Consider the following 26,353-nt stretch of genomic DNA (forward strand, 5'->3'; position numbering starts at 1 on the left):
AGGACGTCCCCATGCCGAACCGCCTCGAGCACGAGACCGCGCCCTATCTCCTCCGACACGCAGACAACCCCGTGGACTGGTGGCCGTGGTCGCCCGAGGCGTTCGCGGAGGCGCGGGAGCGGGGGGTGCCCGTCATGCTCAGCGTCGGCTACTCCAGCTGCCACTGATGCCAGTGAACTCGTCAGCCCAGTAGTCGGCGGCGCTCACACCTCTCTGATGATCACGCGGCTCCCGCAGAGCTTCGACCAGTCGTCGCGGTCGGAGGTCAGAACGACTGCTGGAGCCGGGACGCGGAGCGCGAGCGCGGCGACGAGGGCGTCGATCGCGTACTGGTGCCCGTGCAAACCGCCTGCGTCCTGAAGAAGTTTCACTGCGGTCAGGGCGTCTTCCTGACTGGCCGGCTCCACCCGCAGCCGGGACAGCACCCACTTCAAGCGCGCCAGATCGGTCTTCCCGTGCACGGCTTCGACGATGGTCAGCGCAGACACGAGGACGGGAACTCCGACCTGCCGGGATGCCTCGATGCGCGCCACCATCTTGCGGTCGTTGCGGAGGAGGAGGGAGAGCGCCTCGGAGTCGAGCACCAGCGAGCGAGCCGGCTGCTCCTTCACGCGGCGCCCCGCTCGACACCCTCGGCGTTCTCGTCTCCGAACAGCTCGCGACGAGCGGTTTCGATCTCGTGCTCCGTGAGCGCGCCGTGTGCTTCCTCGTGGGCGGCGACGATCTCGGCGAGCCCGTCCATGGCGAGCTGGTGCCGGACAGCTTCGGTGATGTAGCTGGACAGGCCGCGGCGGCCAGTGCGAGAGCGCAGCTCGCTGACCAGCTCGGCGGGCATGGAGACGGAGATGTTCTCGGTGGTCCCGGCGCGGGTCGTCTTCATAACCGCTAGTGTAAGACAAATTTTATTACAGAGGGGGTTCCTCGCGGAGTGGAAGCCTTCGATGTCCTGCGGTCACCCGTGAGGGAGACCAAGGAGGCTCGCCCCAGCGGCTCGTCCGCACTGCCGTCCACTGCGTCATCGGGATCAGTCATCGGGTCTCCCGGTCGCCTGCCTCGGAACGCTGTGATCATCGCAGAGCTGCGTCCGGCATCGATGCGGATTCCGGACGATTGCTTCGCCGGGGATAGCCGGGGACGGCTGGGACGGGCCGGCCCTGGGCGACGTGGGTGGGGGCGGCGGGGTGCACAGCCCCTGCTGCTCAGCATCGGGTACAGCTCGTGCCACTGGTGGCAGTGAACTCGCGCAAGGCGGTTGCACTGCAAAGTACGGCCGCTACGGCGGTGGTGGGCCCGTACGCCGGGGAGGTTGTCGCCCACACTCAGCCCACCGGCTCCGGCTGCATGCGGCCCACACGCACAAGTATGGTTCGGCCAAACCGCCCATCAACTGGCCGACGGACGGACCTAGACACTTGACTTGGACGAACTGCCCGAGCCCGAGTCGGACTCCTGCTGACCGTACAGCGGAGTTCGACTCGCACCCTGCGGCGGAAGGTGCCGTACGCGTGCCTGGCGAGGACCTGGTACTACCGCTCCGTACGATGCAGGAACTGCCAGCCCAGTACAGCCAGGGCGAGCGTCTGGCCGAGAGAAGCGAGCACGTGTAGACGATCGGGACCCCGGTGACGGCCTGCTCGACCCGCCAGTAGGTGTGAGGTCGATGGTTTCCGTCCGGTAAACGATGACCTCCGGGCGGCGGTTGGTGAGCGGAACGTCCTGTAGGCGGACGTCGAAGTCCGTGTCCGCGTTCCAGTCCGGGCTCGCGGCGTCGTCCAGGGCATTGGCGAGGACCCGAGCCAGCCGGTTGTGCCGCTCGGGAGCGCTCGGGCTCGCGACGACCATCGCGTCCACGATCTCGATGCCGGCGCACTGCTCCTCGGACCAGGAGGCGTACTGCTCCGCGCTGATCTGCGGATGCATCCACGCGGGCGCCACCATCTCGGCGGTCATGGTGTACCTCCTTCGAGGCGCCTCGGCAGGTCCAGCGCCGCTGCGCCCAGCCTCCTGTTCCGAGGTGCCGGGCTGCCCGGTGTGGAGGGAATGGAGGCGCCCACCACGTGATAGCGCACGATTGTTAATTCGGCCAAGCGGGGCGAGCTCGTCAGGGTTTCACCGGTCGCGTCAGTCGTTGTGAGAGGCTGGGTCGTATGAACCGGTTGGCTGGTGTGACCTCGCCTTATCTGCTTCAACATGCTGACAATCCGGTCGACTGGTGGCCGTGGGGACCCGAGGCATTCGAAGAAGCGAAACGGCGCGGTGTACCCGTTCTGTTGTCGGTTGGATACTCTGCGTGCCACTGGTGCCACGTCATGGCGCACGAGTCCTTCGAGGACGAGCTGGCCGCCGCCTATATGAACGAGCACTTCGTCAACATCAAGGTGGACCGCGAGGAGCGGCCCGACGTCGACGCCGTCTACATGGAGGCCGTGCAGGCCGCCACGGGGCAGGGCGGCTGGCCGATGACCGTGTTCATGACCCCCGACGCCGAGCCGTTCTACTTCGGGACCTACTTCCCGCCCGAACCCCGGCACGGGATGCCCTCCTTCATGCAGGTCCTCGAAGGCGTCCGGACCGCGTGGGTGGGGCGGCCCGAGGAGGTCGCGGACGTCGCGCAGCGGATCGTACGGGACCTGGCCGGCCGGCAGCTCGACTACGGCAGGGCCACCGCGCCCGGCCCCGAGGACCTCGCGCGGGCGCTGCTCGCGCTGACGCGGGAGTACGACGCGGCCCGCGGCGGATTCGGCGGAGCACCGAAGTTCCCGCCGTCCATGGTGCTGGAGTTCCTGCTGCGCCACCACGCCCGGACCGGCGCCGAGGGCGCGCTGCAGATGGCCGCCGACACCTGCGAGGCCATGGCGCGCGGCGGGATCTACGACCAGCTCGGCGGCGGCTTCGCCCGGTACTCCGTGGACCGGGACTGGATCGTCCCGCACTTCGAGAAGATGCTCTACGACAACGCGCTGCTCTGCCGCGTCTACGCCCACCTGTGGCGGGCCACCGGATCGGACCTCGCGCGCCGCGTCGCCCTGGAGACCGCCGACTTCATGGTCCGGGAGCTGCGCACCGACCAGGGCGGCTTCGCGTCCGCGCTCGACGCCGACAGCGAGGACCCGGCCAGCGGCAAGCACGTGGAGGGCGCCTACTACGCCTGGACCCCCGCCGAGCTGCGGGAGGTGCTCGGTGACGAGGACGGGGCCCTGGCCGTCGGGTACTTCGGGGTGACCGAGGAGGGCACGTTCGAGGAGGGCCGGTCCGTACTCCAGCTGCCGCAGGACGGTCCGTCGGCCGACGCCGAGCGGATCGCGTCGATCCGGGCCCGGCTGTTCGCGGCCCGGCAGACGCGGCCCGCACCCGGGCGCGACGACAAGGTCGTCGCCGCGTGGAACGGGCTCGCCATCGCCGCGCTCGCCGAGTGCGGGGCGTTCTTCGAGCGGCCCGACCTGGTCGAGCGGGCCACCGAGGCCGCCGATCTGCTGGTGCGCGTGCACATGGACGGGCGGGCCCGGCTGGCGCGGACCAGCAAGGACGGCCACGTGGGCGCCAACGCGGGCGTGCTGGAGGACTACGGCGACGTGGCCGAGGGGTTCCTGGCGCTGGCGGCGGTGACCGGCGAGGGCGTCTGGCTGGAGTTCGCCGGTTTCCTCGTGGACCTGGTGCTGGACCGGTTCACCGCCGAGGACGGCTCGCTGTACGACACCGCGCACGACGCGGAGAAGCTGATCCGCCGGCCGCAGGACCCCACCGACACGGCCGCCCCGTCCGGCTGGACCGCGGCCGCCGGCGCCCTGCTCTCGTACGCCGCGCACACCGGCTCCCAAGCCCACCGCACGGCCGCCGAGCGGGCGCTCGGGGTGGTTCACGCCCTCGGGCCGCGCGCTCCGCGCTTCATCGGGCACGGACTGGCGGTGGCCGAGGCGCTGGTGGACGGGCCGCGCGAGGTGGCGGTCGTGGGGCACCCGGACGATCCGGCGCGCGAGTCGCTGCACCGCACGGCGCTCCTGGGGACGGCTCCCGGTGCGGTGGTGGCGACGGGCCTGCCGCTCGCGGAGGACGGCAGCGGCGGCGAGTTCCCGCTGCTGGCCGACCGCACCCTCGTGGACGGCCTTCCCACGGCGTACGTGTGCCGGCACTTCGTGTGCGCGCGGCCCACGACCGATCGGGCCGAGTTGGCGGAGCAGTTGGGCACCGCCCGCCCCTGACGTGTCCCGGCGCCGGCGCCCGCTCGACGCCCGCCGAGAGGCCGGCGCCCGCTCGACGCATCGAGGGGCCGGCGGCTCAGTGTGCGTACGCGGCGAGCGAGATGCCGACGTAATGGGCGACGAACGCCGCGACGGTCAGGGCGTGGAAGACCTCGTGGAAGCCGAAGAAGCGGGGGGAGGGGTCGGGGCGCTTCATGCCGTAGATGACCCCTCCCACGCTGTAGAGCAGACCGCCGACGATCACCAGGACCAGTACGGCGATGCCGCCGCTGCGCATGAAGTCGGGCAGGAAGAAGACGGCCGCCCAGCCCATGGCGATGTAGCACGGGGTGTAGAGCCAGCGGGGGGCGCCGACCCAGAACACCCGGAAGGCGATGCCGGCCGCGGCGGCCAGCCACACCGCCCACAGCAGCGTGCGCCCGGTGGAGGGCGGCAGCAGCAGGACGGTCAGCGGGGTGTAGGTGCCCGCGATGATCAGGAAGATGTTCGCGTGGTCGAGCCGCCGCAGGATCGCCTCGCCCCGCGGGCCCCAGGTGCCGCGGTGGTAGACCGCGCTGACGCCGAAGAGCAGGCAGGCCGTCAGGACGTAGACGCCGCAGGCGACGCGGGCCCGGGTGGAGTCGGTGAAGGCCATCAGCACCACGCCCGCGACCACCACGGCGGGGAACATCCCCAGGTGCAGCCAGCCGCGCATCAGCGGCTTCTCCTCCAGGGCGGTCTCGGCCGCCTCCAGGACCTGGACGACCGGGGAGGCGTCGGAGGCCGGGGTGCCTCCGGTGGTCTGGGCGGCGTCGGTGACCGGCGTGCCCCCGGTGGCCTGGGCGGCCCCGGTGGCGGTAGAGGCCTCGGAGGCCGGGACGGCGGCGGCGTCAGAAGTCATGCCCGCCATGCTACCTACGGGTCCGTAGCCTTCCGCCGGTCCTCTTTACGGAAGATTGACGGACGTGGCGATGCTCACGTGAGAGGCCCCCTGGACATATGCGCACATGCACCGGATGATCAGATGAGTGCGGTCGACACCGGATGAGCGGAGCGCGAAGCGTCCGGGTCGCAGCCCCCACGGGGCCTACACCAAACAAACCCCTCAACAAGGAGCAATCGTGGCGCGCGACAACGCGGCTCCCACCAGTTCGACCCTCCCCACCAAGCACGCAGCGCTGATCTCCTGGGTGGACGAGATCGCAGCCCTCACCCAGCCGGACCGCGTCGTCTGGTGCGACGGCTCCGAGAGCGAGTACGAGCGCCTGTGCGAGGAGCTCGTCGCCAAGGGGACGTTCAAGAAGCTCGACGAAGCCAAGCGCCCGAACTCGTACTACGCCGCCTCCGACCCCTCCGACGTCGCGCGCGTCGAGGACCGCACCTTCATCTGCTCCGAGAAGGAAGAGGACGCGGGCCCCACCAACCACTGGAAGGCTCCTTCGGAGATGAAGGAGATCTTCGCCGGGGAACAGGGCATCTTCCGCGGCTCCATGAAGGGCCGCACGATGTACGTCGTGCCCTTCTGCATGGGCCCCCTGGGCTCCGAGCTCTCCGCGATCGGCGTCGAGATCACCGACTCCGCCTACGTCGCCGTCGCGATGCGCACCATGACCCGCATGGGCCGGCCCGTCCTGGACGAGCTCGGCACCGACGGCTTCTTCGTCAAGGCCGTCCACACCCTCGGCGCCCCCCTGGAAGAGGGCCAGGCGGACGTGCCGTGGCCGTGCAACACCACCAAGTACATCTCGCACTTCCCCGAGAGCCGCGAGATCTGGTCCTACGGATCCGGCTACGGCGGCAACGCCCTGCTCGGCAAGAAGTGCTACGCCCTGCGCATCGCGTCCGTCATGGCCCGCGACGAGGGCTGGCTCGCCGAGCACATGCTGATCCTCAAGCTCACCCCGCCGCAGGGCGAGGCCCGTTACGTCGCCGCCGCCTTCCCGTCCGCCTGCGGCAAGACGAACCTGGCGATGCTGGAGCCCACCATCCCCGGCTGGACCGTCGAGACCATCGGCGACGACATCGCCTGGATGCGGTTCGGCGAGGACGGCCGCCTGTACGCGATCAACCCCGAGGCCGGCTTCTTCGGCGTCGCCCCCGGCACCGGCGAGCACACCAACGCCAACGCCATGAAGACGATGTACGCCAACACCGTCTTCACCAACGTCGCGCTGACCCCGGACGGCTCCGACGTCTGGTGGGAGGGCATGACGGAGGAGGCTCCGGCCGAGCTCATCGACTGGAAGGGCAACCGCTGGACCCCGGAGAGCGAGACCCCGGCGGCCCACCCCAACGCCCGCTTCGCCGTCCCGGCCGCCCAGTGCCCGACGATCGCCCCCGAGTGGGAGGACCCCAAGGGCGTCCCGATCTCCGCGATCCTCTTCGGCGGCCGCCGCGCCTCCGCCGTACCGCTGGTCACCGAGTCCTTCGACTGGAACCACGGCGTCTTCATCGGCTCCAACATCGCCTCCGAGAAGACCGCCGCCGCCGAGGGCAAGGTCGGCGAGCTGCGCCGCGACCCCTTCGCCATGCTGCCGTTCTGCGGCTACAACATGGGCGACTACATGGGCCACTGGGTCAAGGTCGGCGCCGACAAGGACGCGTCCAAGCTCCCGAAGATCTACTACGTGAACTGGTTCCGCAAGAACGACGCGGGCAAGTTCGTGTGGCCCGGCTTCGGTGAGAACAGCCGCGTCCTGAAGTGGATCGTCGGCCGCCTCGACGGCACCGCCGAGGGCGTGCGGACCCCCATCGGCATCCTGCCGACCAAGGACTCCCTCGACCTCGACGGCCTCGACCTCCCGGCCGAGGACCTCGACTTCCTCCTCACCGTCGACAAGGAGGTCTGGCGCGAGGAGGCCGCCCTGGTCCCCGAGCACCTCAACACCTACGGCGACCACACTCCCAAGGAGCTGTGGGAGCAGTACCACGCACTCGTGGAGCGCCTGGGCTGAGCCGGGACGCGCCCTGAAGAAGGGCGCCAATGAACGTGGGAGCCCCCGACCAAGCGGCGTCCCACCGCTGTGGGAGCCCCCGACCAAGCGGTTCCCACCGCAGCACCGACCCGTCCCGCCGGGAGCGTCCGCGCTCCCGCGGGCAGGTCGTGTGCGTCTGTCGACGGCGGGCCTCCGGTGCACGGAGGCCCGCCGTCGCGCGTTCCGCGCCGGGAGGAGGGCAGGAGGCTCGGCTCCGGCTCGTGCGGGCGGTCCCGTCCCACTTCGAAATGCTGTGTGGGCCCGTGGGTGCTGGTGGCAGGGGCGGCCGCCGGGGAGGATCGGGTCCATGGGCGTGAGCGCGACCGCGTTGAAGTGGCAGGGCTGGCTGGTCGGCCTGGTGGCCGTGGCCGGACTGCTGGTGTTCGCCCCGCTGGGGCTGTACGTGTGGGCCAGCGGCGGTCCGTCGCCCGAGCAGGCGCCGCAGACGGAGCCGGAACCGCGGGCGCGGGTCACCGGGTGCCGCGTGGATCCGGCCAGCCGGCGGGTCGCGGCGGCGGTGGAGGTCACCGGCCGGGGCTCGTACGTCATCACGGTGGAATTCCGCGACCGCGAACACCCGGCCCCGGGCACGCGCTCGGCGCAGGCCCTGGTCAAGATCCCGGGCGTCCTCCCGGGCACCCCGGAACGCGCCGAGGCGATCGGCCCGATCTGGCCGACGGCGACGATCCCGTGGTGCGGGGTGGCGGAGGTGTCCGCGAGTGACCAACCACCACCGTGACCAGGAACGTGCCGACGTCGACCTCGACGGCCACCCCCAGCCCCGCCGGCGTTCGAGGCGCGGGGTCCGGGGCGGAGCCCCGGCCGTGAGGGCCCGCCTGGGCCGAACGTCCAGGCTCCCTTCGACAGTCGAAGCCGAACCCGCCGAGCCACGACCGCCGAGCCCCCCGCAGGGGGTGTGGCGCCCGGTCCGGAGCCTCCGCGGCCCCGGACCGGGGCCGTCAGAGGGCGCCGGCCAGGTCCTGGGACGTGAGAGCGGCGGCATGCGCGTCCATGCGCTCGGCGGCGAGGATCGCGACGGTGGTGTCGGCGCGGGACGCGGCGACGAGCAACGCGCGGGCGGCGAGATCGTGCGCCCGCTGGTGCAGGGCCGCGGCGGCGGCGCCCTCGGCATCCCCGCTCACCTCGCCCGATCGCGGCGCCCGGGTGGGCTCGCCCCCGCGGAGCCGCGCGACCTGCGCGGCGATGCGCTCGGCGGCCCCGCTCAGGCCCAGCTCGTCGGTGACGGCGAGCAGCGCCGCGAGGTGCCCGGCGAGCTGGACGTCCAGGGCTTCGCCGCGGCTGCGGTGCGGATAGTCGACGGTGGCGGCGCCCATGCGGTGGACGACCGACTTCGTGCGGCTCGGCTCGTACATGGGTGGCCTCCTGCCTGGGTCAGGAGACCATCCTACATTGGAACCGTTCTAAAGTTGAGTTGGATCCGATCCGATTCGCCGATTTGATCCGGTCGCGGCTCGAGTACCGCTCCTACGGCTGCCCGTACCCGTCCAGGAAGTTCCCGATCCGTGTGACCGCATCGGTCAGGTCCTTGGCGTTCGGCAGCGTCACGATCCGGAAGTGGTCCGGATCGGGCCAGTTGAAGCCCGTACCGTGGACCACCATGATCTTCTCGGCCCGCAGCAGGTCGAGGACCATCTGCCGGTCGTCCTTGATCTTGTAGACGGCGGGGTCCAGCTTCGGGAAGAGGTACAGCGCGCCCTTGGGCTTCACGCAGGTGATGCCGGGGATCCGCGTCAGCAGGTCGTAGGCCGTGTCGCGCTGCTCCAGCAGCCGCCCGCCCGGAAGCACCAGGTCGTTGATCGACTGCCGGCCGCCGAGCGCGGTGGCGACGGCGTGCTGCGAGGGCATGTTCGCGCACAGGCGCATGTTGGCCAGGATCGTCAGGCCCTCGATGTACGACGCGGCGTTCTTCTTGGGGCCGCAGACCGCCATCCAGCCGGACCGGTAGCCGGCGACGCGGTAGTTCTTGGACAGCCCGTTGAAGGTCAGGGTGAGCAGGTCCGGCGCGATGGCGGCGGTGTTGGTGTGGGTGGTGCCGTCGTACAGGATCCGGTCGTAGATCTCGTCCGAGCACACGACCAGGTTGTGGCGGCGCGCGATGTCCGTCAGCCCGCGCAGCATCTCGTCGTCGTAGACGGCGCCGGTCGGGTTGTTCGGGTTGATGATCACGATGGCGCGCGTGCGGTCGGTGACCTTGCGCTCGATGTCGGCGAGATCGGGCATCCAGTCGGCCTGCTCGTCGCACCGGTAGTGCACGGCGGTGCCGCCGGCGAGCGAGACGGAGGCGGTCCACAGCGGGTAGTCCGGCGCCGGGACGAGCACCTCGTCGCCGTCGTCGAGCAGCGCCTGCATCGACATCTGGATCAGCTCGGAGACGCCGTTGCCGAGGTAGATGTCCTCGACGTCCAGGTCGATGCCCTTGGTCTGGTAGTGCTGCATGACCGCGCGGCGCGCGGAGAGCAGCCCCTTCGCGTCCCCGTAGCCGTGGGCCGTGCCCAGGTTGCGAAGCATGTCCTCGAGGATCTCCGGCGGGCACTCGAAGCCGAAGGCCGCGGGGTTGCCGGTGTTGAGCTTGAGGATGCGATGACCTGCCGCTTCGAGCCGCATCGCCTCTTCGAGGACGGGTCCGCGGATCTCGTAGCAGACATTGGCGAGTTTCGTTGACTGGATCACCTGCATGACGGGAGCTTACGGGCCCGGGCGGGGGCGTGGCGCGCCCTTTGGGCCGGAGGGGGCAGGGTGGATATGTCCCAGTTCGGGTAATGGCTGGGTGCCGATGCGGTCCACCCTTGGAATCCGGGGCCCCGTCCGGTCGGCGCCTGCGGAATGGGTGAGCCGCGGCCGACCGGAAGGGCGGGGTGTTGCGCTCGTCACGCCGAGAGGGGGTGGGGTGGGATGTGGAGACGCGGCGGGGCTTCGGTGGCAGCCTGACTCCCTCGATGCTCATCGATGAGGGTTTGGGGGTTCCCGCCCGTCCCGCCCCTGAAGGACAAGGACCGGCGGGAACCCCCAAAGGAACGGTCCACCGGGTCGAGAGCGGCGCCGGCCGCATCAGGGACCTCACTCCTGGCCTCCGGGGTGGTCCGACCCGCACCGGGCAGCGCCCAGATCCGCAAGCAGCGCCCCGAGGACGCGCGCCGGATCGCTGCACAGTCCCGCACGGATCGGCGTCCGCCGCCCGCGGTGGGCTCCCCCGACCCCCCAACCGCCACGCCTAGCGGTCAGGTCAACCGTTTCTTCGCTCGATGATCACCAGCGGGATCACGCGCGGCGCGGCTGCCGTCTGGTCGTCCTCGTACGCCGGCCACAGGCCCGTCATCATGGCCCAGTACGTCTCCCGCTCCTCCGGCGTGGCCGTGTGCGCCACGGCTCGGGAGACGGTGGCGCCGACCTGGACGCGGACCTCCGGGTCGGCCGTGAGGTTGCCGTACCAGGCGGGATGTTCCGGGGCGCCGTACGCGGCGGCCACCACGATGAGCCGGTCCGCGTCCTCGCCGTAGATCAGGGGCGTGCGGACCGTCCGGCCGGTGGCGCGGTCGATCGTGGTGAGCAGCAGGGTGGGCACCCCGTGCCACAGGTGCCCGTCGGCGCCGGCCGTGCTCACGTACGCGCGGACGTGGTCGAGCCGGGGGCCGGGGTGCGGGTCCGTCGGGTGGTCCCAATCGACATCGAGAGCGTGCATTCACCTGTCCTTAGGCTGTGGTCCCCGGACCACATAACGAGCCGTCCTCACGCGGGGATGCGGTTCCGGCCCCGGCGCTGGCGGTGCCGCCTCCCGCCGCCGTACCCCCGCCGACGGCCCCGGCCCGGGGAGCGACCTCGGGCCGGGGCCCGGGTCGGGGCATCGGTCGGCTGCGCGCTACGGCAGGTAGCGCTCGATGACCTGGGGGCCTTCCTTCTCGATGAGCCGCCGGGCCTTCTCGACCCGCTCCGGAGTCGGGTCGTGGCCGGTCGCCATCACGAGGTCCTCGGGGTCGTACGGTCGTTCCCCGCCCGTGAAGAGCCGGTCCGACCGGGTGGGCTGCTCGTCCGATTCACTGTCCATCGCGTACCTCCTCCGGTGGCCCCGGGGTGTCCCCCGGTGTGCCTGGCCCCATCCTCCGGCGGCGGCTCCATGAACGCACCTCGACCGGAATGCCCGAACCCGAAACCGCATCTGCCCCGAACGGTGTTTGCGCCCGTGTCCGGACCCGTGGCAGCGCCCGTGTCCGACCCCGCGTCCGCGTTCCCTCACACCGTCACCGCCGTCGCCGCCGCTCCCAGGGCCACCAGCAGGGCGCAGATCCCCAGGTTCACCGTCCGGTGCTCCCAGAACACCGCGACGAACTCGCGGATCGTCGCGGTCGGCCAGAAGTACCGCGCGGTCGGCGAGCCCAGTACCTGCCCGTTCACCCCGGCCTTGCGGGCCATCATCGCGGCGCGGAAGGCGTGGAAGTCGTTGGTGACCACCACGCAGCGGTAGCCGGGGTCGTCCGCCAGCATCAGCTCCCGGGAGAACCGCATGTTCTCCTCCGTCGTACGCGACTGCTCCTCCAGCCGGACGTGGTCCTCCGGGATGCCCTCCCTGATCAGCCAGTCCGCCATGGCCCGTGCCTCGGAGACCCGCTCGTCCGTGCCCTTGCCGCCCGAGACGAGGAGGACCGGCGGCCGGCCGCCCCGGGCCAGCTGGGCCGCGTAGACCGCCTGTCCCTTCCGCAGCCGCGAGGCGAGCAGCGGCGGTACCTGGTCGCCGGCGACCAGGCCCGAGCCGAGCATCACCACGTGGTCGACGTCGCCGCGGACCTTGATCCGGCCGTAGAGGAAGGCGTAGCCGAGGAAGCACAGGAAGACGAAGGAGACGTAGGCGACGACCAGCGTCAGGGTGCCCGCGATGCCGTGGGCGAGGGGGGAGCCGTAGCGGCTCACGAGGAGCAGCAGGGTGATCATCCCGAAGATGCCGAGCCCCGCCGCCAGCGACAGCAGGTTGGGCGGGCGGGCGCCCTCCTTGCGGACCATCGTCAGTCCGTTGGCGACGAGGAAGACGCCGATGGCCAGGATGCCGAGCGTGGGGAGGGCGAAGACGAGCACGATCACCGGCATGGCGAGCCATCGCGGCAGCGAGGGCACCTGGAGGAGCAGGGCGAAGGAGGTGGTGGTGAAGGTCAGCCCGAAGAGCACCGCGTTGGTGAAGCGGCGGCGGTCCTTCCGGGCGCTTGTGCAGAAGGCGAGGAAGAACAGCCCGGCGAGGGCGAAGGCGACCATCGGTTCATCGTAAATGTCCCGGTCACACCGGTGGCGCGGTGCGCCGGACCGATCGCCCGGCCAGCACGTCCGTGCGCCGTCCGTCGCGCATCACGAACCGCCCGTCGATCAGGACGTGCGGGATGCCGGTGGGCAGGGCGCGCGGGTGGTCGTAGGTGGACCCGGCCGCGACCGTGTCCGGGTCGAAGAGGACCAGGTCCGCCCGGTGCCCGAGCCGGATCAGGCCCCGGTCGGGCAGCCGCAGGCGGGCGGCGGGCCGGCCCGCGAGGTGGGCGACGCACTCCTCCAGGGAGAGCACGCCGAGCTCGCGGACGTAGCGGCCGAGGTAGTGCGGGAAGGTGCCGTAGGCCCGAGGGTGGGGTTTCGCGCCCTGGAGGATGCCGTCGGAGCCGCCGGTGTGGACGCGGTGGCGCATGATCGCCCGGACGTTCTCCTCGTGGCCGACGTGCTGGAGGATCGTCGGCGCGAGCCGGTCGCCCAGCAGGAGCCGGCGGGCGGTGTCCCAGCCCTCGACGCGCCTGCCGACGTGACCGGCGTACGCGGGGTCGGCGACGCCCGAGATCTCGATCGTCGACCAGTCCACGGGGACTCCGTGGCAGCCGTCGGCGCCGGTCACCTCCAGTGCGTGCCGGATCCGCCCAGCCTCGGTCTCGTCGCGCAGCCGGGCCAGGACCGCCTCGGGCCCGCCGTCGTGGGCCCAGCTCGGCAGCAGGGCGACGAGTGTGGTGCAACCGGGGGTGTACGGGTAGCTGTCGAGGGTGATGTCGCAGCCGTCGGCCAGGGCCGCGTCGAGCAGGGCCAGCAGTTCGGGGGCGCGGCCCCGGTTCTCGGCGAAGTTCATGGTGGCGTGCGCGAGGTGCAGGGCGCAGCCGGCCTCGCGGGTCAGGGCGATCATCTCGGCGTAGGCTTCGAGCGCGCCGTGGCCGTACGAGCGGTGGTGGGGGCAGTAGTAGCCGCCGTGGCGGGCGACCACGCGGCACAGTTCGGTCAGTTCGGAGCCGGAGGCGTACATGCCGGGGGTGTAGGTCAGCCCGGAGGACATGCCGACGGCCCCCTCGGCCAGGCCGTCGGCGACCAGCTGCCGCATCCGCTCCAGCTCCGCCCCGGTGGCCGGGCGGTCGTCCCAGCCCAGGACGTGGGCGCGCACCGTTCCCTGCGGGACGAGATAGGCGGCGTTGACGGCGCAGCCCTGGCCGCCGTGGGCGCGGTCGAGCCGGTCGAGGTAGCCGCCGACCGTGCGCCAGTCGAAGTCGATGTCGTCGCCGGAGCCGTTCCAGCCGGCGATGGCGGCCCGGACCCCGTCCAGGGTCCGCTCGTCGGCCGGGGCGTAGGACAGGCCGTCCTGGCCCAGCACCTCGAGGGTCACGCCCTGGGCGGCCTTGGCGCTGTGGTCCGGGTCGCGGAGCAGTGCGAGGTCGCTGTGGGCGTGCATGTCCACGAAGCCGGGGGCGAGGGCGAGGCCGTGGGCGTCGAGGGTCCTGCGCCCGCCGGGTATCCGCCCGATCTCGGTGATCCGGCCGCGGTGCACGCCGACGTCGGCGGTGTACGAGGGCCCGCCCGTGCCGTCGACGACGCGGGCCCCGCGGATGACCAGGTCCACGGACGGGGCCTAGAAGAAGGTGCGGACGAAGTCGGTGACCGTGCCGTCGGACTCCACCACCGGGATCAGCGGCCACTTCTCGAAGATCGTGCAGGGGTGGGACATGCCGAGGGCCACCCAGTCCCCGACCTGGACGTCGTCGGCGGAGTCGGTCTCCAGCCAGGCGTGCTGGTCGGAGAGTTTGACGACGCGGACGCCGGTGGCCGGCCGCTCCTCGCCGGTGAGGGCGTCGCGGACGCGCTCGGCGGTGGGCAGGCCGAGGTCGTAGGCGATGTCGCGCTTGCCGGCGTTCAGGAAGCCCTGGGTGGGGGAGGGGCGGGAGACGACCTGGGTCCACAGCCGGAACGCGGGGCGCAGGCCGCCCTCTTCGGGGTGGCGGTTGAAGGGGGTGAGGCGGGTGTACCAGCCGTGGTCGTGCGAGACGTACGCGCCGGAGCGCAGCAGCTTGAGCGTCGGCAGGGAGAGGCCGGGCATCTCGGCGAAGACCTCGGCGACGGTGTCGAACCAGGCGGAGCCGCCGGCGCTTACGACGATCTCGTCGAGGTCGGGGTGCGCGGCGAACCGGCCGGCCTTGTCGAACTCGACGGCGAGGCCGGTGAGGCGGCGCAGGTAGGCGCGGACGCGGTCGGGGTCGGCGCCCGGCACCTCGGCCTCGTAGCCGGCGATGCCGACGAGGCGCAGGGTCGCGGTGCGGGCGACGGCGTCGGCGACGGCGCGGCAGTCGTCGTCGGTGCGGGCGCCGGTGCGGGCGCCCTCGCCGGCGCCGAGCTCGACGACCACGTCGACGCGGGCGCCGGGGGTGTCGCGCAGGGCGCGGTCCATGAGCTCGACCCCGCGCACGGAGTCGACGTAGCAGACGAAGCGGAAGGCGGGGTCGGCGGCTTGTTCGGCGGCGACCCAGCGCAGGGCGGCGGGGTCGACGAGCTCGTTGGCGAGGAAGACGCGCTGGATGCCGAAGGCGCGGTAGACGCGGGCCTGGTGGGGGACGGCGGCGGTGATGCCCCACGCGCCGTGGTCCAGCTGGCGGCGGAAGAGCTGGGGTGCCATGCAGGTCTTGCCGTGAGGGGCGAAGGCGAGGGCGTGGCGGGCGGCGTACGTGCCGAGGGCGGTGAGGTTGTGCTCCAGGGCGTCCGCGTCGAGGGTCAGGACGGGGGTGGTGAACCCGCCGGTGTGCAGGTCCCGCCGTTGGGCGGCGAGCCGGCCGACGGTGAGGCCGTCGGCCTGGGCGTCCGGGGGGAGGCCCTTGAACCGGTGGTCGACCGGTTCGTCGGCGAGGTCCTGGACGGGGTCGCTGTCGCTGGCCATGCGGATCCTCCGGGAATTGCGTGGTGTGCAACGCTCATTGCGTATGCCGCTGCACGCTGTCTAACATCGCGGGTGACGGCGGGTCAACGCCGGTCGGGGCGGCATGACGGCGGGTCAGCCTCGGCCGGGCGCGGGGCCGCTGCGCGACCGCCGGTCCCGGACCTCCTCCCCGCGCAGGCCGCAGGCCCGATCCGGGCCGGTGTCCGCCGTGACGGTACGAGAGGGCGAGTGATGAGTCAGTCCGTGGAGCGGGCCCTGCGGATCCTGCCGGTCCTCGCCCGCGGCCCCGCCGGCCTCGGCCCGGTCGCCGACGAACTCGGCGTGCACAGGAGCACCGCGCTGCGCCTGCTGCGCACCCTGCACGGGCACGGGTTCGTGTACCGGCAGGCCGACGGCCGCTACCGGCTGGGCGCGCGGCTGTTCGCGCTCGCGGCGGAGGCCGTGGAGAACCTCGACGTGCGGGAGGTCGCGCACCCCCACCTCGTGGCGCTGAACAAGGCCACCGGGCACACCGTCCACCTCGCCCTCCTCCAGGACGACGAGGTGGTCTACATCGACAAGGTCGAGAGCCGCCACCCGGTCCGCATGTACTCCCGGATCGGCAAGCCGGTGCCGCTGACCGTCGCCGCCGTCGCCAAGCTGCTCGTCGCCGACCTGCCCGAGGCCGAGCGCCACAGCCTCGCGGAGCGGATCGACTATCCGCGCTACACGGCCCGGTCCACTCCCGACGCGGCCGCCTTCCTGCGCGAGCTGGACCTCGTCCGCGAGCAGGGGTGGGCCGCCGACTTCGGCGGGCACGAGGAGTCCGTCAACTGCCTCGGCGCGCCGGTGCGCGGACCCGGCGGGCGGGTCGTCGCGGCGCTGTCCGTCTCCGCGCCCGGTGCGGTCGTCTCCGCCGAGGGGCTCGTCGAGCTCCTGCCGCTGGTACGCGCCACCGCCGAGGCCGTCAGCCGCGACTGTTCAGGATCACAGGAAGAGGAAGAGGACTCGTGAGCGAGAAGACCGCCGTCGTCCCCGACACCCACACCGTCCCGCCCGCCCGCTTCTCGCACGGCGTGCGCAAGGGGAACATCCTGCAGGTCGCCGGCCAGGTCGGCTTCCTCCCGCACGTCGAGGGGCAGCCGCCCACCCCCGCGGGCCCGTCACTGCGCGAGCAGACCCTCCAGACGCTGGAAAACGTCCGCTCGGTCCTGGAGGCGGGCGGCGCGGACTGGGACGACGTGGTGATGATCCGCGTCTACCTCACCGACACCGCGCACTTCGCGGAGATGAACGAGCTCTACGACGCCTACTTCGCGCAGCAGGGTCTGAAGGAGGCCCCGGCCGCGCGCACCACCGTGTACGTGGGCCTGCCGGCCGGGCTGCTCGTCGAGATCGACGCGCTGGCCGTCCTCGGCTGAGCGTGCGCGCGGGGCGCCCCCCTGGCGGTGGGGCGCCCCGGCCGTGCCCCACGGGGGGTCAGGCGGTGCAGTACTGGGCTTCCTTGCCGATCGAGCGGTACATGCAGTCCGCGTTCTCCAGGAGCTGGAGCACCGCGTCCTTGTTGCGGGCGGTCTCGCGGTCGATCACCTCGTCGGGCGGGTAGAAGCCGCCGCCGCCCGAGCTCGCCGGGTACATCTCGAAGGTGTAGCCGAAGATCTTCTGGCTGCCCCACAGCCAGTCGTCGATCGTGCCGTCCGTGATGTACAGGTCGCTGGACTGCTCCGGGGTGTAGCCGTTGCTCGCCGCCATGCTGGTGCCGATCTTCTTGAAGGCGGCGTGGTCGTCGGCGGTCAGGCCCGGGGCGGTGTCGTTGTAGGTGTACCCGAAGGGCCACAGCACCAGTTCGCTGTAGGTGTGGAAGTCGATCGCGGCCTTGATCTGCTGCTTGCCGCCGATCACGCGGCTGCGGACGAAGTCCGAGACGGCCTTCACCTCGGGCGCCGACTCGGCGGCCGGGCCGCGGTAGGTCTCGGAGCCCTTGCTGCTGCTGGATCCGCCGCAGCAGCCCCACTTGTAGTTCCAGTTCCGGTTCTCGTCGGTGCCGACGTAGGAGGAGCCGGAGTTGGGCTGGCGGTTCTTGCGCCAGGAGCGGTAGGAGCCGGTGGCGATGTCGTACTCGCCGCCGTCCGGGTTCAGGTCCGGGATGATCCAGATCTCGCGCCCGTTGACGGCGTTGGTGATCCGGGACTCGGCGCCGTACTTGGAGCCGAGTTCCTTGATCAGGTAGAGGGCCATCTCCACGGTCAGGTGCTCGCGGGCGTGCTGGTGGTGGGTGAAGAGCACCTCGGGCTCGGCCTCGTCCGTCGCCACATTGTCGCTGATCTTGATGGCGATGAGGTCCCGGCCCTGGTACGACTTCCCGATCACCCGCTTGCTCATGATCCCGGGGTACTGGGCGATGCGCTGGTCGATCTCCGCGTTCGCCTCGGCGTAGTTGTGGTAGCGGGAGTCCGCCGAGGGGAAGTCCATCGGGCCCGCCGCGACGCCGGGCAGCGAGCGCTCCGGCGGTCCGGGCAGCGCGGTCAGCCGGTAGCCCAGCGCGCGCAGGTTCTTGGCCTGCCCGGTGTCGGCGCTGACCACGACCGTGTGGTCGTCCACCTCGTCGATCGAGACGCCCGTGCGGAGCAGGGCGGTGCGGTCGGCCGGTGTGGCGGGGCCGTGGATCCGGTACTGGACGATGGCCTCGTCCTGGGTGGCCGTGGACGGGGTGGGAGGGGGCGATGCCGTCGCGCTCATGCCGTAGGCGGGTGCGCCCAGTGCGAGCGCCAGCAGGGCGGCCGTGACGGCGGCCCTCCGGCGGTGGTGGAGCCGCATGCGTTCTCCTGGGTGGGAGTGTGGGGGTAGCCGTGCGGACGCGCACAGCGTGCTCTCGTGGCATGTCCGGGTCAAGAGTGCGAAGCGTCCGCAGACCCGAACCGGCCACCCCCACACGTACCGCCTAGGGAAGGCTGTGGACCTTGGGACCCACCGCGTTGGACCAGGCACTACCCGCCTTGGCGTCCCAGTTCGTCGACCAGGTCATCGCGCCGCGCAGGCCGGGGTAGGTCTTGGACGGCTTGAAGGATCCGCAGTTCGTGCCCCGGGTCAGGCAGTCCAGGGCGTTGTTGACGACGGTCGGGGAGACGTAGCCGCTGCCCGCGCCGCTCGGCGAGGCCGGGACACCGATGCCCACCTGGGAGGGGTCGAGCCCGCCCTCCAGCTGGATGCAGGCGAGGGCGGTGAGGAAGTCCACCGAGCCCTGCGCGTAGACCTTGCCGTCGCAGCCGTTCATCGAGCCGCTGTTGTAGTACTGCATGTTGACGACCGTGAGGATGTCCTTGACGGCCAGCGCCGTCTTGAAGTAGCCGCCCTGGGTGGACTGCATGTCGATGGTCTGCGGTGCCATGGTGATCACCAGCGAGGGCCCCGCCTTCGCCGACAGCGACCGCAGCGCCTGCGTCATGTAGGTCGGATTGAGGCCGTTCTCCAGGTCGATGTCGATGCCGGAGAAGCCGTACTCCTGCATCAGCGCGTACGCCGAGTTCGCGAGGTTGGCCGCGGAGGCGGAGTCGTTGACCGTGATGGTGCCCTTCTCGCCGCCGATCGAGAGGATGACCGACTTCCCCGCCGCCTTCTTCGCGGCGATGTCCGACTTGAACTGGGCGACGGTGTAGCCGCCGAGACCGGCCGAGTCGAGGTTGAAGGCGATGGCGCCCGGCCTGGCCGTGGCGTCGGCGAACGAGACGGCGATGATGTCGTACTGCGCGGAGACGTCGGAGAGCTTCTGGACGGTGGCGCCGTTGTTGAAGTTCTGCCAGTAGCCCGTCAGCGCGTGCCGGGGCACCCCCGGGTTCGGGTTCTGCCCGCCACCGGTCGTGGTTCCGGTGACGGCCGCCGACCGCGGGCCCTCGCCCGCCGCGTTGTAGGCACTGACCTGGAAGGAGTACGACGTCGAGGGGGCCAGCCCGGTGATCTGGGCGCTCGCCGAGGACTCCGTGCGCACGCGGACGCCGTCCTGGTAGACGTGGTAGCCCGTGGCCCCGCCGACCGCGTTCCACGAAAGGGTGAGCCCGCTCGAGCTCTGTCCGGAAACAGCGGTCCCGGACGGGGCGCCGGGGACGGAGGGGCCGGGGTCGGTCCCCCCGCCGCCGTCCGGGCCGAAGACGCTGAACTCGTCGACGGTGTAGGCCGGCTGGCCGTACCAGCCGTGGGTGTAGACGGTGACCTGCGTGGTGCCGGGTCCGGTGGTGAAGGTGGTGGAGAGCTTCTGCCAGCCCGAACCCGAGCCGGGGGTCCAGGTGGAGACGTCCTGGGTGCCGGTCCCGGACGCGCCGAGGTAGACGTAGCTGCCCTGGACCTGCGTGCTCAGCGTGTAGGTCGAGTTCGGCTTGACCGTGACGGTCTGACTGCAGCGGGCGTTGTCGGACCCGGCCGGAGTGGCCTTGAGGGCGCCGGCGCCGGCGAAGACCGGCGAGGAGACCGGGGCGCCGCTGCCGCCGGAGCAGGACCAGTGGGTGAGCCCGGACTCGAAGCCGCCGTTGCGGGCGACGTTGACGTCCGCGGCCTGCGCGGTACCGGCGGCGAGGGCGCTCAGGCCGCCGGCGGCGAGGGTCGCGGCGGCCAGAAGGGCGAGGGAGCGTATGCGGTTCACGTGGGCTCCGGTGGGGGGAGGAAGGGGAGGGGAAGAGGGCGGGGCATGTGGGGTCGCCCCGGGAAAGGCATGGCGGGAGCCAAGTTGGTCCAGACCAATCCTCCTGTCAAGGGTCTTTGCAATGTGGCTGGAAATGCTCGCTCGTCCGATCCCTGTTGTCCGGGTTTCAAGCCACCTGTGACCGGTGGCCGCGGAACGGGAATTTCCAAGCCCCTGCCCTGCCGGCGGTGACGCGGATATGGTGCTGAGGCAAGGGGGAAAGGCGTCGATCGTTTGCGGTCGCGCAGTGTGTGGGTGTGTGCGGCGGCTCCGCGAACGGCCGTGGCACACGGGGTGAACGGGGGGATTCGCGTGCCGACCGCCATCGCTGTCACCAGCGCCGATCTGGTCCTTCCGGCCCCCGACCGGCACACGCCCGGGGCCGCCGTACTGCCCCCGCCCGAGGAGCTCGACCTCGCGGGCGCGCTCGCCGGCACCAGCGCCCTGCTGGAGCGCCACGGCCATCTCGTGGCCGTCGTACCGACCTGGCTGCCGCGGGCCGCCGTCCAGCGGCTGCGCACCGTACGGGCCATCCTGGAAACCGACCGGATCGCACTCGTCGGCACCGATCTGCCGCCGCTGGGCACCGCCCTGCTGGTACGTCAGCTGCGCCAGCTCAGCGTCTGCGACTTCAGCCCCGGCGTGGTCGCCTCCGCGGCCCGGCTGCTGTCCCACTACGTCTACGCGGGCGCCCTGCTGGGGTCGGTCGCCAAGCTCGACCGGATCCCGGTCGGACTCAAGGCGCACGCCCGGTCCTGGTCGCCGAGCGCGCAGTTCGCCGTCCTCGCCCATCCCACGCCGCACCTGGCCCGGCTGGGCGCGGCGGGCGGTGCGCACGGCGGGTCCGCGGGCCCGGGCGGCTCCGGCCGTGCCGGCAGGTCGGGCGGCGCGCACGGCGGCGGGACCCTGCTGCCCGCCGGGCCCGAGTTCGCCACCCACCTCACCTTCGCCCGCGGCCAGCTCGCCTCCGACTGGGTGGCGGCCGAACTCGGCCCCGCCTGGCAGGTGCACGGGGTCATGGAGAACCCGCTGCCCGCCGCGTCACCCGGCTGGTGGGGCACCCAGAAGCTGGTCGAGTTCGCCGCCGGCATCCCCGACCTCTCCGTCCTCTACCAGCTGGTCGCCTCCGTCCGCCGCGAGGAATGCCGCTGGTGCGGCTTCGAACTCATCGGCGACCGCTGCGGGTTCTGCGCCGCGCCCCTGAACGCGCCGCCCCCGCCGACCGCCCCGGCGGGCACCGCCCGCTCCAGACCCTGACCGATCCGGCCCCACGAACGAACGAAGAACGGCGAGGTAGTACGGACCATGAACTCACGCCAGCGCCGCGGCGTCCTCCTGCTGCTCCTGTCGGTCCTGTGCGCCCTCGGGGCCTTCGCCGGAGTGCTCGTGGTCATCGGCGACGTCAACTCCAAGGTCGGCTCGGAGGTCGTCGCCTACCGCGTCAAGGCCGACATAGCCCCCTACAGCCCGCTGGCGGCGGGGCAGTTCGAGGAGGTCACCGTCCCGCAGCGGTGGCTGTCGCAGACCGCCGTCACCGACCTCGGCGCGCTCAAGGACAAGATCGCGCTGACCACCCTGAAGAAGGGCTCGCTGCTCCAGGCCGACATGTTCGTGGACCGGCCCCAGCTCCAGCCCGGCGAGCAGGAGATCGCGATCATGATCGACGCGGCGACGGGCGTGGCCGGCAAGATCACTTCCGGTGCCAAGGTCAACATCATCGCCACCTTCAAGGGCGCCAAGGACACCGACCCCTCGCGGTCGGTGATCATCGTCGCCAACGCCCGCGTGCTGGGCGTCGGCAAGCTGACCGCCCTGGAGAAGGACGCCGACCGCCGCGGCCCCGCCGAGGCCGTCCCGATCACCTTCGCCCTGAACACCAAGGACACCCAGCGCGTCGCCTACGCCGAATCCTTCGCCGAGCACGTCCGCCTGGCCCTGGTGGCCCCCGGCACCGACTCCGCCCCGAGCCCGGGCGAGCGCACGTACACCCTCGACGGGGACAAGTGAGGCGGCCCGGATGACCACCCGAATCCTCCCCGCGGCCGGCGACCCGGACGCCGCGCGCGCCCTGGTGACCCTGCTGAGCCAGCTCCCGGACTCCGAGCCGGCCGTCCCCGTCCCCGACTCCACCACCCTGCTGGACACCCTGGGCCGGCTCGCCGCCGAGTCCATCGACGACCTTCCCGAGGTCGTCCTCGTCCACGAGCGCATCGGCCCGGCGCCCGCCCTGGAACTCATCCGGGAGGTGGCCCTGCGCTTCCCGGCCGTCGGCGTCGTCCTGATCACCTCCGACGCCGGACCGGCCCTGTTCTCCGCCGCCATGGACTCCGGCGCCCGGGGGCTCGTCGGCCTTCCGCTCACCTACGAGGAACTCGCCGCCCGGGTCCAGGCCGCCGCCCAGTGGTCCACCGGCGTACGCCGGCACCTCGGGCGGGGCCCGGCCGAGACCCCCTCCGGGCCCGGCGGGCGCGTGGTCACCGTCACCGGGGCCAAGGGCGGCGTCGGAACCACCTTCACCGCCGTGCAGTTCGCACTGGCCGCGGCCGCCTCCGGACGGCGTACCGCACTGGTCGACCTGGACCTCCAGGCGGGCGACGTGGGCTCCTACCTCGACGTGCAGTTCCGGCGCTCGATCGCCGACCTCGCCGGGATCCAGGACATCTCGCCGCGCGTCCTGCAGGACGCGGTGTACGACGACAGCACCGGCGTGGCCCTGCTGCTGGCGCCGGCCGAGGGGGAACGCGGCGAGGAGGTCGACGAACGGGCCGCCCGGCTCGTCATCGGCGCGCTGCGCGCCCGCTACGAACTCGTCGTCATCGACTGCGGAACGCAAGTGACCGGCGCTAACGCCGCCGCCGTGGAGAGCGCCGACGTGGCGGTGCTGGTCACCACCCCGGACGTGGTCGCGGTGCGGGCGGCCAAGCGGATGGTCCGCATGTGGGAGCGGCTCCAGGTGCGCAAGGCCGAGGACACCACCGTGGTGGTCAACCGCTGGACCAAGCACACCGAGATACAGCCGGCCCTGATCGAGAAGATCACCAAGACCCGCGCCACCCGCACTCCCGTCCCGGCGGCCTTCAAGGAACTCCAGGCGGTGGTGGACGCGGGCCGGGTCCAGGACCTGGACAACCGCTCCACGGTCAAGCAGGCGCTCTGGACCCTGGCGGGGGAACTCGGCCTGCTGTCACCACCGCAGGGCCAGGACCCGCAGCCGGCCGGAGCCTCGCTGGCGGTCCGCGCCGCGCGGCCGGTGGCCCGCCTGCGCCGCGGCCGGGAGGGCTGAGGCATGTCGCCGCGGGACGGACGGAGAGGAGCGCGGGACCGGGGCCGAGGGGACCGGGGCCAGGTGGCGGTCGAGTTCGTCGGCACGGTGCCGCTGATCCTGCTGCTCGTGGCGGCGGTGTGGGAGTGCGTCCTGATCGGCTACGCGTTCTCCCTCGCGGGCAACGCGGCGGACGAGGCGGCGCGGGCGGGGGCGGTGACCGGGCACGCGGCCTGCGGGGCGGCGGCGGCCGAGCACGTCTCCGACGCCTGGTCCCTGCGGACCGAGTGCGGTGCCTCCGGCGACCTCTACAAGGCGACCGTCAGGCTCAAGATCCCCGTCCTGCACCCGTCGCTCAACTTCGGGGAGATCCACGGCACGGCGGGTGCGGCGATGGAGAGGGAGGACGACTGACGTGAAGCGGCGCACGCTCCCCGACCGGGGCCAAGTGGCCATCGAGTACATCGGTTTCGTGCCGATCCTGCTCTTCGTCGCGCTGTGCGGGATCCAGCTGGGCTGGGTGGCGTACGTCCACGAGCAGGCCGACACCGCGGCCCGTACCGCGGCGCGGGTGGAGGCACAGCACCCCGGCCGGGGAGAGGCCGCCGGACGAGCCGCCATCCGCGAGGGGCTCACCGCGCACGTCTCCGTCCCGTCCGGCGGCGACGCGATCACCGCGACGGTCCGGATCGAGATCAACGCCATCGTGCCCGGCCTGGACCTACCGGCCGCCGTGGCCACCGCCGTGATGCCCAACGACGACCCGAAGGGCCCCCGACCATGAGCCTGCGCTCCCGGGTCACCACCCCCGACGACCGCCACAGCCCGCGCGAGGACGGCCGCCTGGTCTCCTCGTACCGCGCGAAGCTGCTGGAGGAGATCGACCTCGCCGAGATGTCCGCGCTCGCGCCCGCCGAGCGCCGGGCCCGCCTGGAGCGCGTACTCGGCCACATCATCAGCCGCGAGGGGCCCGTCCTCTCCACCACCGAGCGCGCCCAGCTGATCCGCCGCGTCGTCGACGAAGCCCTCGGCCTCGGCGTGCTCGAACCGCTCCTCGAAGACGCCTCCATCTCCGAGATCATGGTCAACGGCCCCGACCACATCTACGTGGAGCGTGCCGGCCGCGTCGAGCAGCTGCCGCTGCGCTTCGCCTCGCACGAGCAGCTGATGCAGACCATCGAGCGCATCGTCTCCACCGTCAACCGGCGCGTCGACGAGGCCAATCCGATGGTCGACGCCCGGCTGCCCAGCGGCGAGCGGGTCAACGTCATCATCCCGCCGCTCTCCCTGACCGGGGCCACCCTCACGATCCGCCGCTTCCCGCGCGCCTTCACCCTGCACGAGATGATCGCCCTCGGCTCGCTCGACGAGCAGATGCTCCTGCTGCTGTCGGGGCTGGTCGGGGCGAAGATGAACCTGATCGTGTCCGGCGCCACCGGCACCGGCAAGACCACCCTCCTCAACGCCCTCTCCGGGCTGATCCCGGAGGGCGAGCGCATCATCACCATCGAGGACTCCGCCGAGCTCCAGCTCCAGCAGGCGCACGTCATCCGCCTCGAAGCACGCCCCGCGAACGTCGAGGGCAAGGGCCAGATCACCATCCGCGACCTCGTACGCAACTCCCTGCGGATGCGCCCCGACCGCATCATCGTCGGCGAGGTCCGCGGCGGCGAGACCCTCGACATGCTCCAGGCCATGTCCACCGGCCACGACGGCTCCCTGGCCACCGTGCACGCGAACAGCTCCGCCGACGCCCTGATGCGCCTGCAGACCCTGGCCTCCATGTCGGAGGTCGAGATCCCCTTCGAGGCGCTCCAGGACCAGATCAACAGCGCCGTCAATGTGATCGTCCAGCTCACCCGATTCGGTGACGGCTCGCGCCGGATCACGGAGATATCCGTCCTGGAGTCCCACGGCCGCGAGGCGTTCCGGATCACGACGGTCTGCCGATTCGCGGCCCGACCGATGGGCGCGGACGCGCGCGTCCACGGCTCCTTCGAGTACTACCCCCTGCCCCGCTTCATCGCCGAACGCCTCTACATGAACAACCAGCCCATCCCGCAGGCCTTCGGGGTGGCGCCGCCCGACGACGACCCCCTCACCGGCCCCCTGACCCCGATCGCCGGCCCCCGAACCGGCCCCGTCCCCCCGCCCCGCGGCAACCGGAACGCCCTGTGAACCCACTCGTCCTCCTCACCCTCGGCGCCACGCTGCTCGCCGGCCTGTGCGTCGTGCTGGGCGTCCACGCCTACGCGGCGGGCCGCGCCCAGCACGCCGCGCTCGTCGAACGGCTCTCGGCGAGCGGTGCGCCCGCGCCCGCGGGCCGGCGGCGGCGCTTCACCGGCGTCGACCGTCGGCTGCGGAAGACCGAACCGGGCCGGCGCATCGAGATCAAGCTGGCGGTGACCGGCCTCGACCTGACGGTCGGGGAGTTCTTCGTCTACGTGTGCGCGGCGGTCGCCGGGACCTGGCTCGTCGCCGCCTCCCTCCTCGCGCCGTTCTTCGGACCCGTCGCCGGGCTGATCGGCCTGTGGGCGGCCAACGCCTTCCTCACCTGGCAGCGCGCGCGCCGCACCGAGCGGTTCATCAACCAGCTCCCCGACCTGGCCCGGATCCTCGCCAACGCCACCCAGGCCGGGCTGGCCCTGCGGACGGCCATCGGCATGGCGGCCGAGGAGCTGGAGGCCCCGGCGGGCGAGGAACTCGCGCGCGTCGCCAACCGGCTGGCCGTCGGCCATTCCATCGAGGAGTCCCTCGGCGAACTCACCGAGCGCCTCCCCTCGCGGGAACTGGTCGTCCTGGTCTCCACCCTGGTCCTGTCCGCCCGCGCGGGCGGCACGATCGTGGAGAGCCTGCGCAACCTCACGGTGACCCTGGAACAGCGCAAGGAGACCCGCCGGGAGATCCGTACGCAGATGTCCCAGGTCACCGTGACGGCGTACCTGGTGCCGGCCATCGGCCTGGGCTCGCTGCTCCTGGTGGACCTGATGATGCCGGGCGCGCTGGACCGTATGACGGGCGCCTTCATCGGCCAGACGGCGGTGCTGATCGCCCTCGGCCTGTTCACCCTGGGCTTCGTCCTCATCCGCCGCCTGTCCAAGATCGACGTGTGAGGGGGACGCC

At 71.9% G+C, this 26,353-nt stretch carries 24 protein-coding genes and 2 pseudogenes; 13 read left to right on the top strand and 13 right to left on the bottom strand.

Features of this window, described 5'->3' with window-relative positions:
• Positions 1 to 11: 11 nt before the first annotated feature.
• Positions 12 to 164: pseudogene (locus AC07FY_RS21895) on the top strand (DUF255 domain-containing protein); the annotation flags it as partial.
• Positions 165 to 203: 39 nt separating this feature from the next.
• On the opposite strand, the gene AC07FY_RS21900 reads toward AC07FY_RS21895, so the two are convergent.
• From AC07FY_RS21900 to AC07FY_RS21910, 3 genes and pseudogenes are all read right to left on the bottom strand, one after another.
• Complete coding sequence (locus AC07FY_RS21900) at positions 204 to 611, bottom strand: type II toxin-antitoxin system VapC family toxin (protein WP_479008641.1); 408 nt, start codon at positions 609 to 611, stop codon at positions 204 to 206.
• Positions 608 to 880, bottom strand: coding sequence for a hypothetical protein (locus tag AC07FY_RS21905; RefSeq protein WP_479008643.1), 273 nt, complete (start codon positions 878 to 880; stop codon positions 608 to 610). Before AC07FY_RS21905 ends, AC07FY_RS21900 begins: the two co-directional genes overlap by 4 nt.
• A gap of 719 nt (positions 881 to 1,599) precedes the next feature.
• A pseudogene (locus AC07FY_RS21910) lies at positions 1,600 to 1,950 on the bottom strand (Uma2 family endonuclease); the annotation flags it as partial.
• Positions 1,951 to 2,147: 197 nt separating this feature from the next.
• Between AC07FY_RS21910 and AC07FY_RS21915 the strand changes: the two are divergent.
• Positions 2,148 to 4,199, top strand: a complete 2,052-nt coding sequence (locus AC07FY_RS21915) for a thioredoxin domain-containing protein (RefSeq protein WP_479008645.1) — start codon at positions 2,148 to 2,150, stop codon at positions 4,197 to 4,199.
• Between the two features lie 76 nt (positions 4,200 to 4,275).
• Here AC07FY_RS21915 and trhA read toward each other — a convergent pair whose 3' ends face one another.
• Positions 4,276 to 5,079 (bottom strand): PAQR family membrane homeostasis protein TrhA, encoded by an 804-nt coding sequence (gene trhA, locus AC07FY_RS21920; RefSeq protein ID WP_479008647.1) that lies wholly within the window; start codon positions 5,077 to 5,079, stop codon positions 4,276 to 4,278.
• 220 nt (positions 5,080 to 5,299) lie between these two features.
• On the opposite strand from trhA, the gene AC07FY_RS21925 reads away from it, so the two are divergent.
• Together AC07FY_RS21925 and AC07FY_RS21930 are read left to right on the top strand one after the other, a co-directional pair.
• Complete coding sequence (locus AC07FY_RS21925; protein ID WP_479008649.1) at positions 5,300 to 7,132, top strand: phosphoenolpyruvate carboxykinase (GTP); 1,833 nt, start codon at positions 5,300 to 5,302, stop codon at positions 7,130 to 7,132.
• Positions 7,133 to 7,460: 328 nt separating this feature from the next.
• Positions 7,461 to 7,892: a hypothetical protein gene (locus AC07FY_RS21930; RefSeq protein ID WP_479008651.1), complete on the top strand. Its 432-nt coding sequence runs from the start codon at positions 7,461 to 7,463 to the stop codon at positions 7,890 to 7,892.
• 220 nt (positions 7,893 to 8,112) lie between these two features.
• Here the strand turns inward: AC07FY_RS21930 and AC07FY_RS21935 are convergent, their stop codons facing one another.
• From AC07FY_RS21935 to AC07FY_RS21965, 7 genes are all read right to left on the bottom strand, one after another.
• Complete coding sequence (locus AC07FY_RS21935) at positions 8,113 to 8,526, bottom strand: SCO4983 family protein (protein ID WP_479008653.1); 414 nt, start codon at positions 8,524 to 8,526, stop codon at positions 8,113 to 8,115.
• A gap of 112 nt (positions 8,527 to 8,638) precedes the next feature.
• Complete coding sequence (locus AC07FY_RS21940) at positions 8,639 to 9,850, bottom strand: pyridoxal phosphate-dependent aminotransferase (protein ID WP_479008655.1); 1,212 nt, start codon at positions 9,848 to 9,850, stop codon at positions 8,639 to 8,641.
• A gap of 547 nt (positions 9,851 to 10,397) precedes the next feature.
• Positions 10,398 to 10,853, bottom strand: a complete 456-nt coding sequence (locus tag AC07FY_RS21945) for a nitroreductase/quinone reductase family protein (RefSeq protein WP_479008657.1) — start codon at positions 10,851 to 10,853, stop codon at positions 10,398 to 10,400.
• 177 nt (positions 10,854 to 11,030) lie between these two features.
• Positions 11,031 to 11,216, bottom strand: a complete 186-nt coding sequence (locus AC07FY_RS21950; protein ID WP_479008659.1) for a hypothetical protein — start codon at positions 11,214 to 11,216, stop codon at positions 11,031 to 11,033.
• A 185-nt stretch (positions 11,217 to 11,401) separates the two neighbouring features.
• On the bottom strand, positions 11,402 to 12,412 hold the full coding sequence (locus AC07FY_RS21955; RefSeq protein WP_479008661.1) for a YdcF family protein: 1,011 nt from the start codon (positions 12,410 to 12,412) through the stop codon (positions 11,402 to 11,404).
• Between the two features lie 22 nt (positions 12,413 to 12,434).
• Positions 12,435 to 14,012 carry an N-acyl-D-amino-acid deacylase family protein gene (locus tag AC07FY_RS21960; protein ID WP_479008662.1) on the bottom strand — a complete coding sequence of 526 codons (1,578 nt, stop codon included), beginning with the start codon at positions 14,010 to 14,012 and terminating at the stop codon, positions 12,435 to 12,437.
• 9 nt (positions 14,013 to 14,021) lie between these two features.
• Positions 14,022 to 15,317, bottom strand: a complete 1,296-nt coding sequence (locus tag AC07FY_RS21965) for an amino acid deaminase (RefSeq protein WP_479008664.1) — start codon at positions 15,315 to 15,317, stop codon at positions 14,022 to 14,024.
• 231 nt (positions 15,318 to 15,548) lie between these two features.
• Between AC07FY_RS21965 and AC07FY_RS21970 the strand changes: the two genes are divergently transcribed.
• Both AC07FY_RS21970 and AC07FY_RS21975 read left to right on the top strand, forming a co-directional pair.
• The gene (locus tag AC07FY_RS21970; RefSeq protein WP_479008666.1) at positions 15,549 to 16,310 is read left to right on the top strand and encodes an IclR family transcriptional regulator; all 762 of its coding nucleotides are present in this window, start codon (positions 15,549 to 15,551) and stop codon (positions 16,308 to 16,310) included.
• On the top strand, positions 16,307 to 16,717 hold the full coding sequence (locus AC07FY_RS21975; RefSeq protein WP_479008667.1) for a RidA family protein: 411 nt from the start codon (positions 16,307 to 16,309) through the stop codon (positions 16,715 to 16,717). Before AC07FY_RS21970 ends, AC07FY_RS21975 begins: the two co-directional genes overlap by 4 nt.
• Before the next feature lie 58 nt (positions 16,718 to 16,775).
• Here AC07FY_RS21975 and AC07FY_RS21980 read toward each other — a convergent pair whose 3' ends face one another.
• Positions 16,776 to 18,113, bottom strand: a complete 1,338-nt coding sequence (locus AC07FY_RS21980) for a M14 family metallopeptidase (protein ID WP_479008669.1) — start codon at positions 18,111 to 18,113, stop codon at positions 16,776 to 16,778.
• A gap of 124 nt (positions 18,114 to 18,237) precedes the next feature.
• Positions 18,238 to 19,929: a chitinase gene (locus AC07FY_RS21985; protein WP_479008671.1), complete on the bottom strand. Its 1,692-nt coding sequence runs from the start codon at positions 19,927 to 19,929 to the stop codon at positions 18,238 to 18,240.
• A 351-nt stretch (positions 19,930 to 20,280) separates the two neighbouring features.
• Here AC07FY_RS21985 and AC07FY_RS21990 point away from each other — a divergent pair, with 351 nt between their 5' ends.
• From AC07FY_RS21990 to AC07FY_RS22020, 7 genes are all read left to right on the top strand, one after another.
• Positions 20,281 to 21,225 (top strand): hypothetical protein, encoded by a 945-nt coding sequence (locus tag AC07FY_RS21990; protein WP_479008673.1) that lies wholly within the window; start codon positions 20,281 to 20,283, stop codon positions 21,223 to 21,225.
• Positions 21,226 to 21,273: 48 nt separating this feature from the next.
• On the top strand, positions 21,274 to 21,975 hold the full coding sequence (gene cpaB / locus AC07FY_RS21995) for a Flp pilus assembly protein CpaB (protein WP_479008675.1): 702 nt from the start codon (positions 21,274 to 21,276) through the stop codon (positions 21,973 to 21,975).
• A gap of 10 nt (positions 21,976 to 21,985) precedes the next feature.
• Entirely contained in the window at positions 21,986 to 23,251 is a 1,266-nt protein-coding gene (locus tag AC07FY_RS22000) for a CpaE/TadZ family protein (RefSeq protein WP_479008677.1), read from the top strand.
• 63 nt (positions 23,252 to 23,314) lie between these two features.
• Positions 23,315 to 23,644 carry a TadE/TadG family type IV pilus assembly protein gene (locus tag AC07FY_RS22005; RefSeq protein ID WP_479008679.1) on the top strand — a complete coding sequence of 110 codons (330 nt, stop codon included), beginning with the start codon at positions 23,315 to 23,317 and terminating at the stop codon, positions 23,642 to 23,644.
• A 1-nt stretch (position 23,645) separates the two neighbouring features.
• Complete coding sequence (locus AC07FY_RS22010) at positions 23,646 to 24,014, top strand: TadE/TadG family type IV pilus assembly protein (RefSeq protein WP_479008681.1); 369 nt, start codon at positions 23,646 to 23,648, stop codon at positions 24,012 to 24,014.
• Entirely contained in the window at positions 24,011 to 25,408 is a 1,398-nt protein-coding gene (locus tag AC07FY_RS22015; RefSeq protein WP_479008683.1) for a CpaF family protein, read from the top strand. Before AC07FY_RS22010 ends, AC07FY_RS22015 begins: the two co-directional genes overlap by 4 nt.
• The gene (locus AC07FY_RS22020; RefSeq protein WP_479008685.1) at positions 25,405 to 26,343 is read left to right on the top strand and encodes a type II secretion system F family protein; all 939 of its coding nucleotides are present in this window, start codon (positions 25,405 to 25,407) and stop codon (positions 26,341 to 26,343) included. The genes AC07FY_RS22015 and AC07FY_RS22020 overlap by 4 nt, the downstream gene beginning before the upstream one ends.
• Positions 26,344 to 26,353: the final 10 nt, after the last annotated feature.

The organism is Streptomyces sp. NPDC045967 (genome assembly GCF_056430495.1).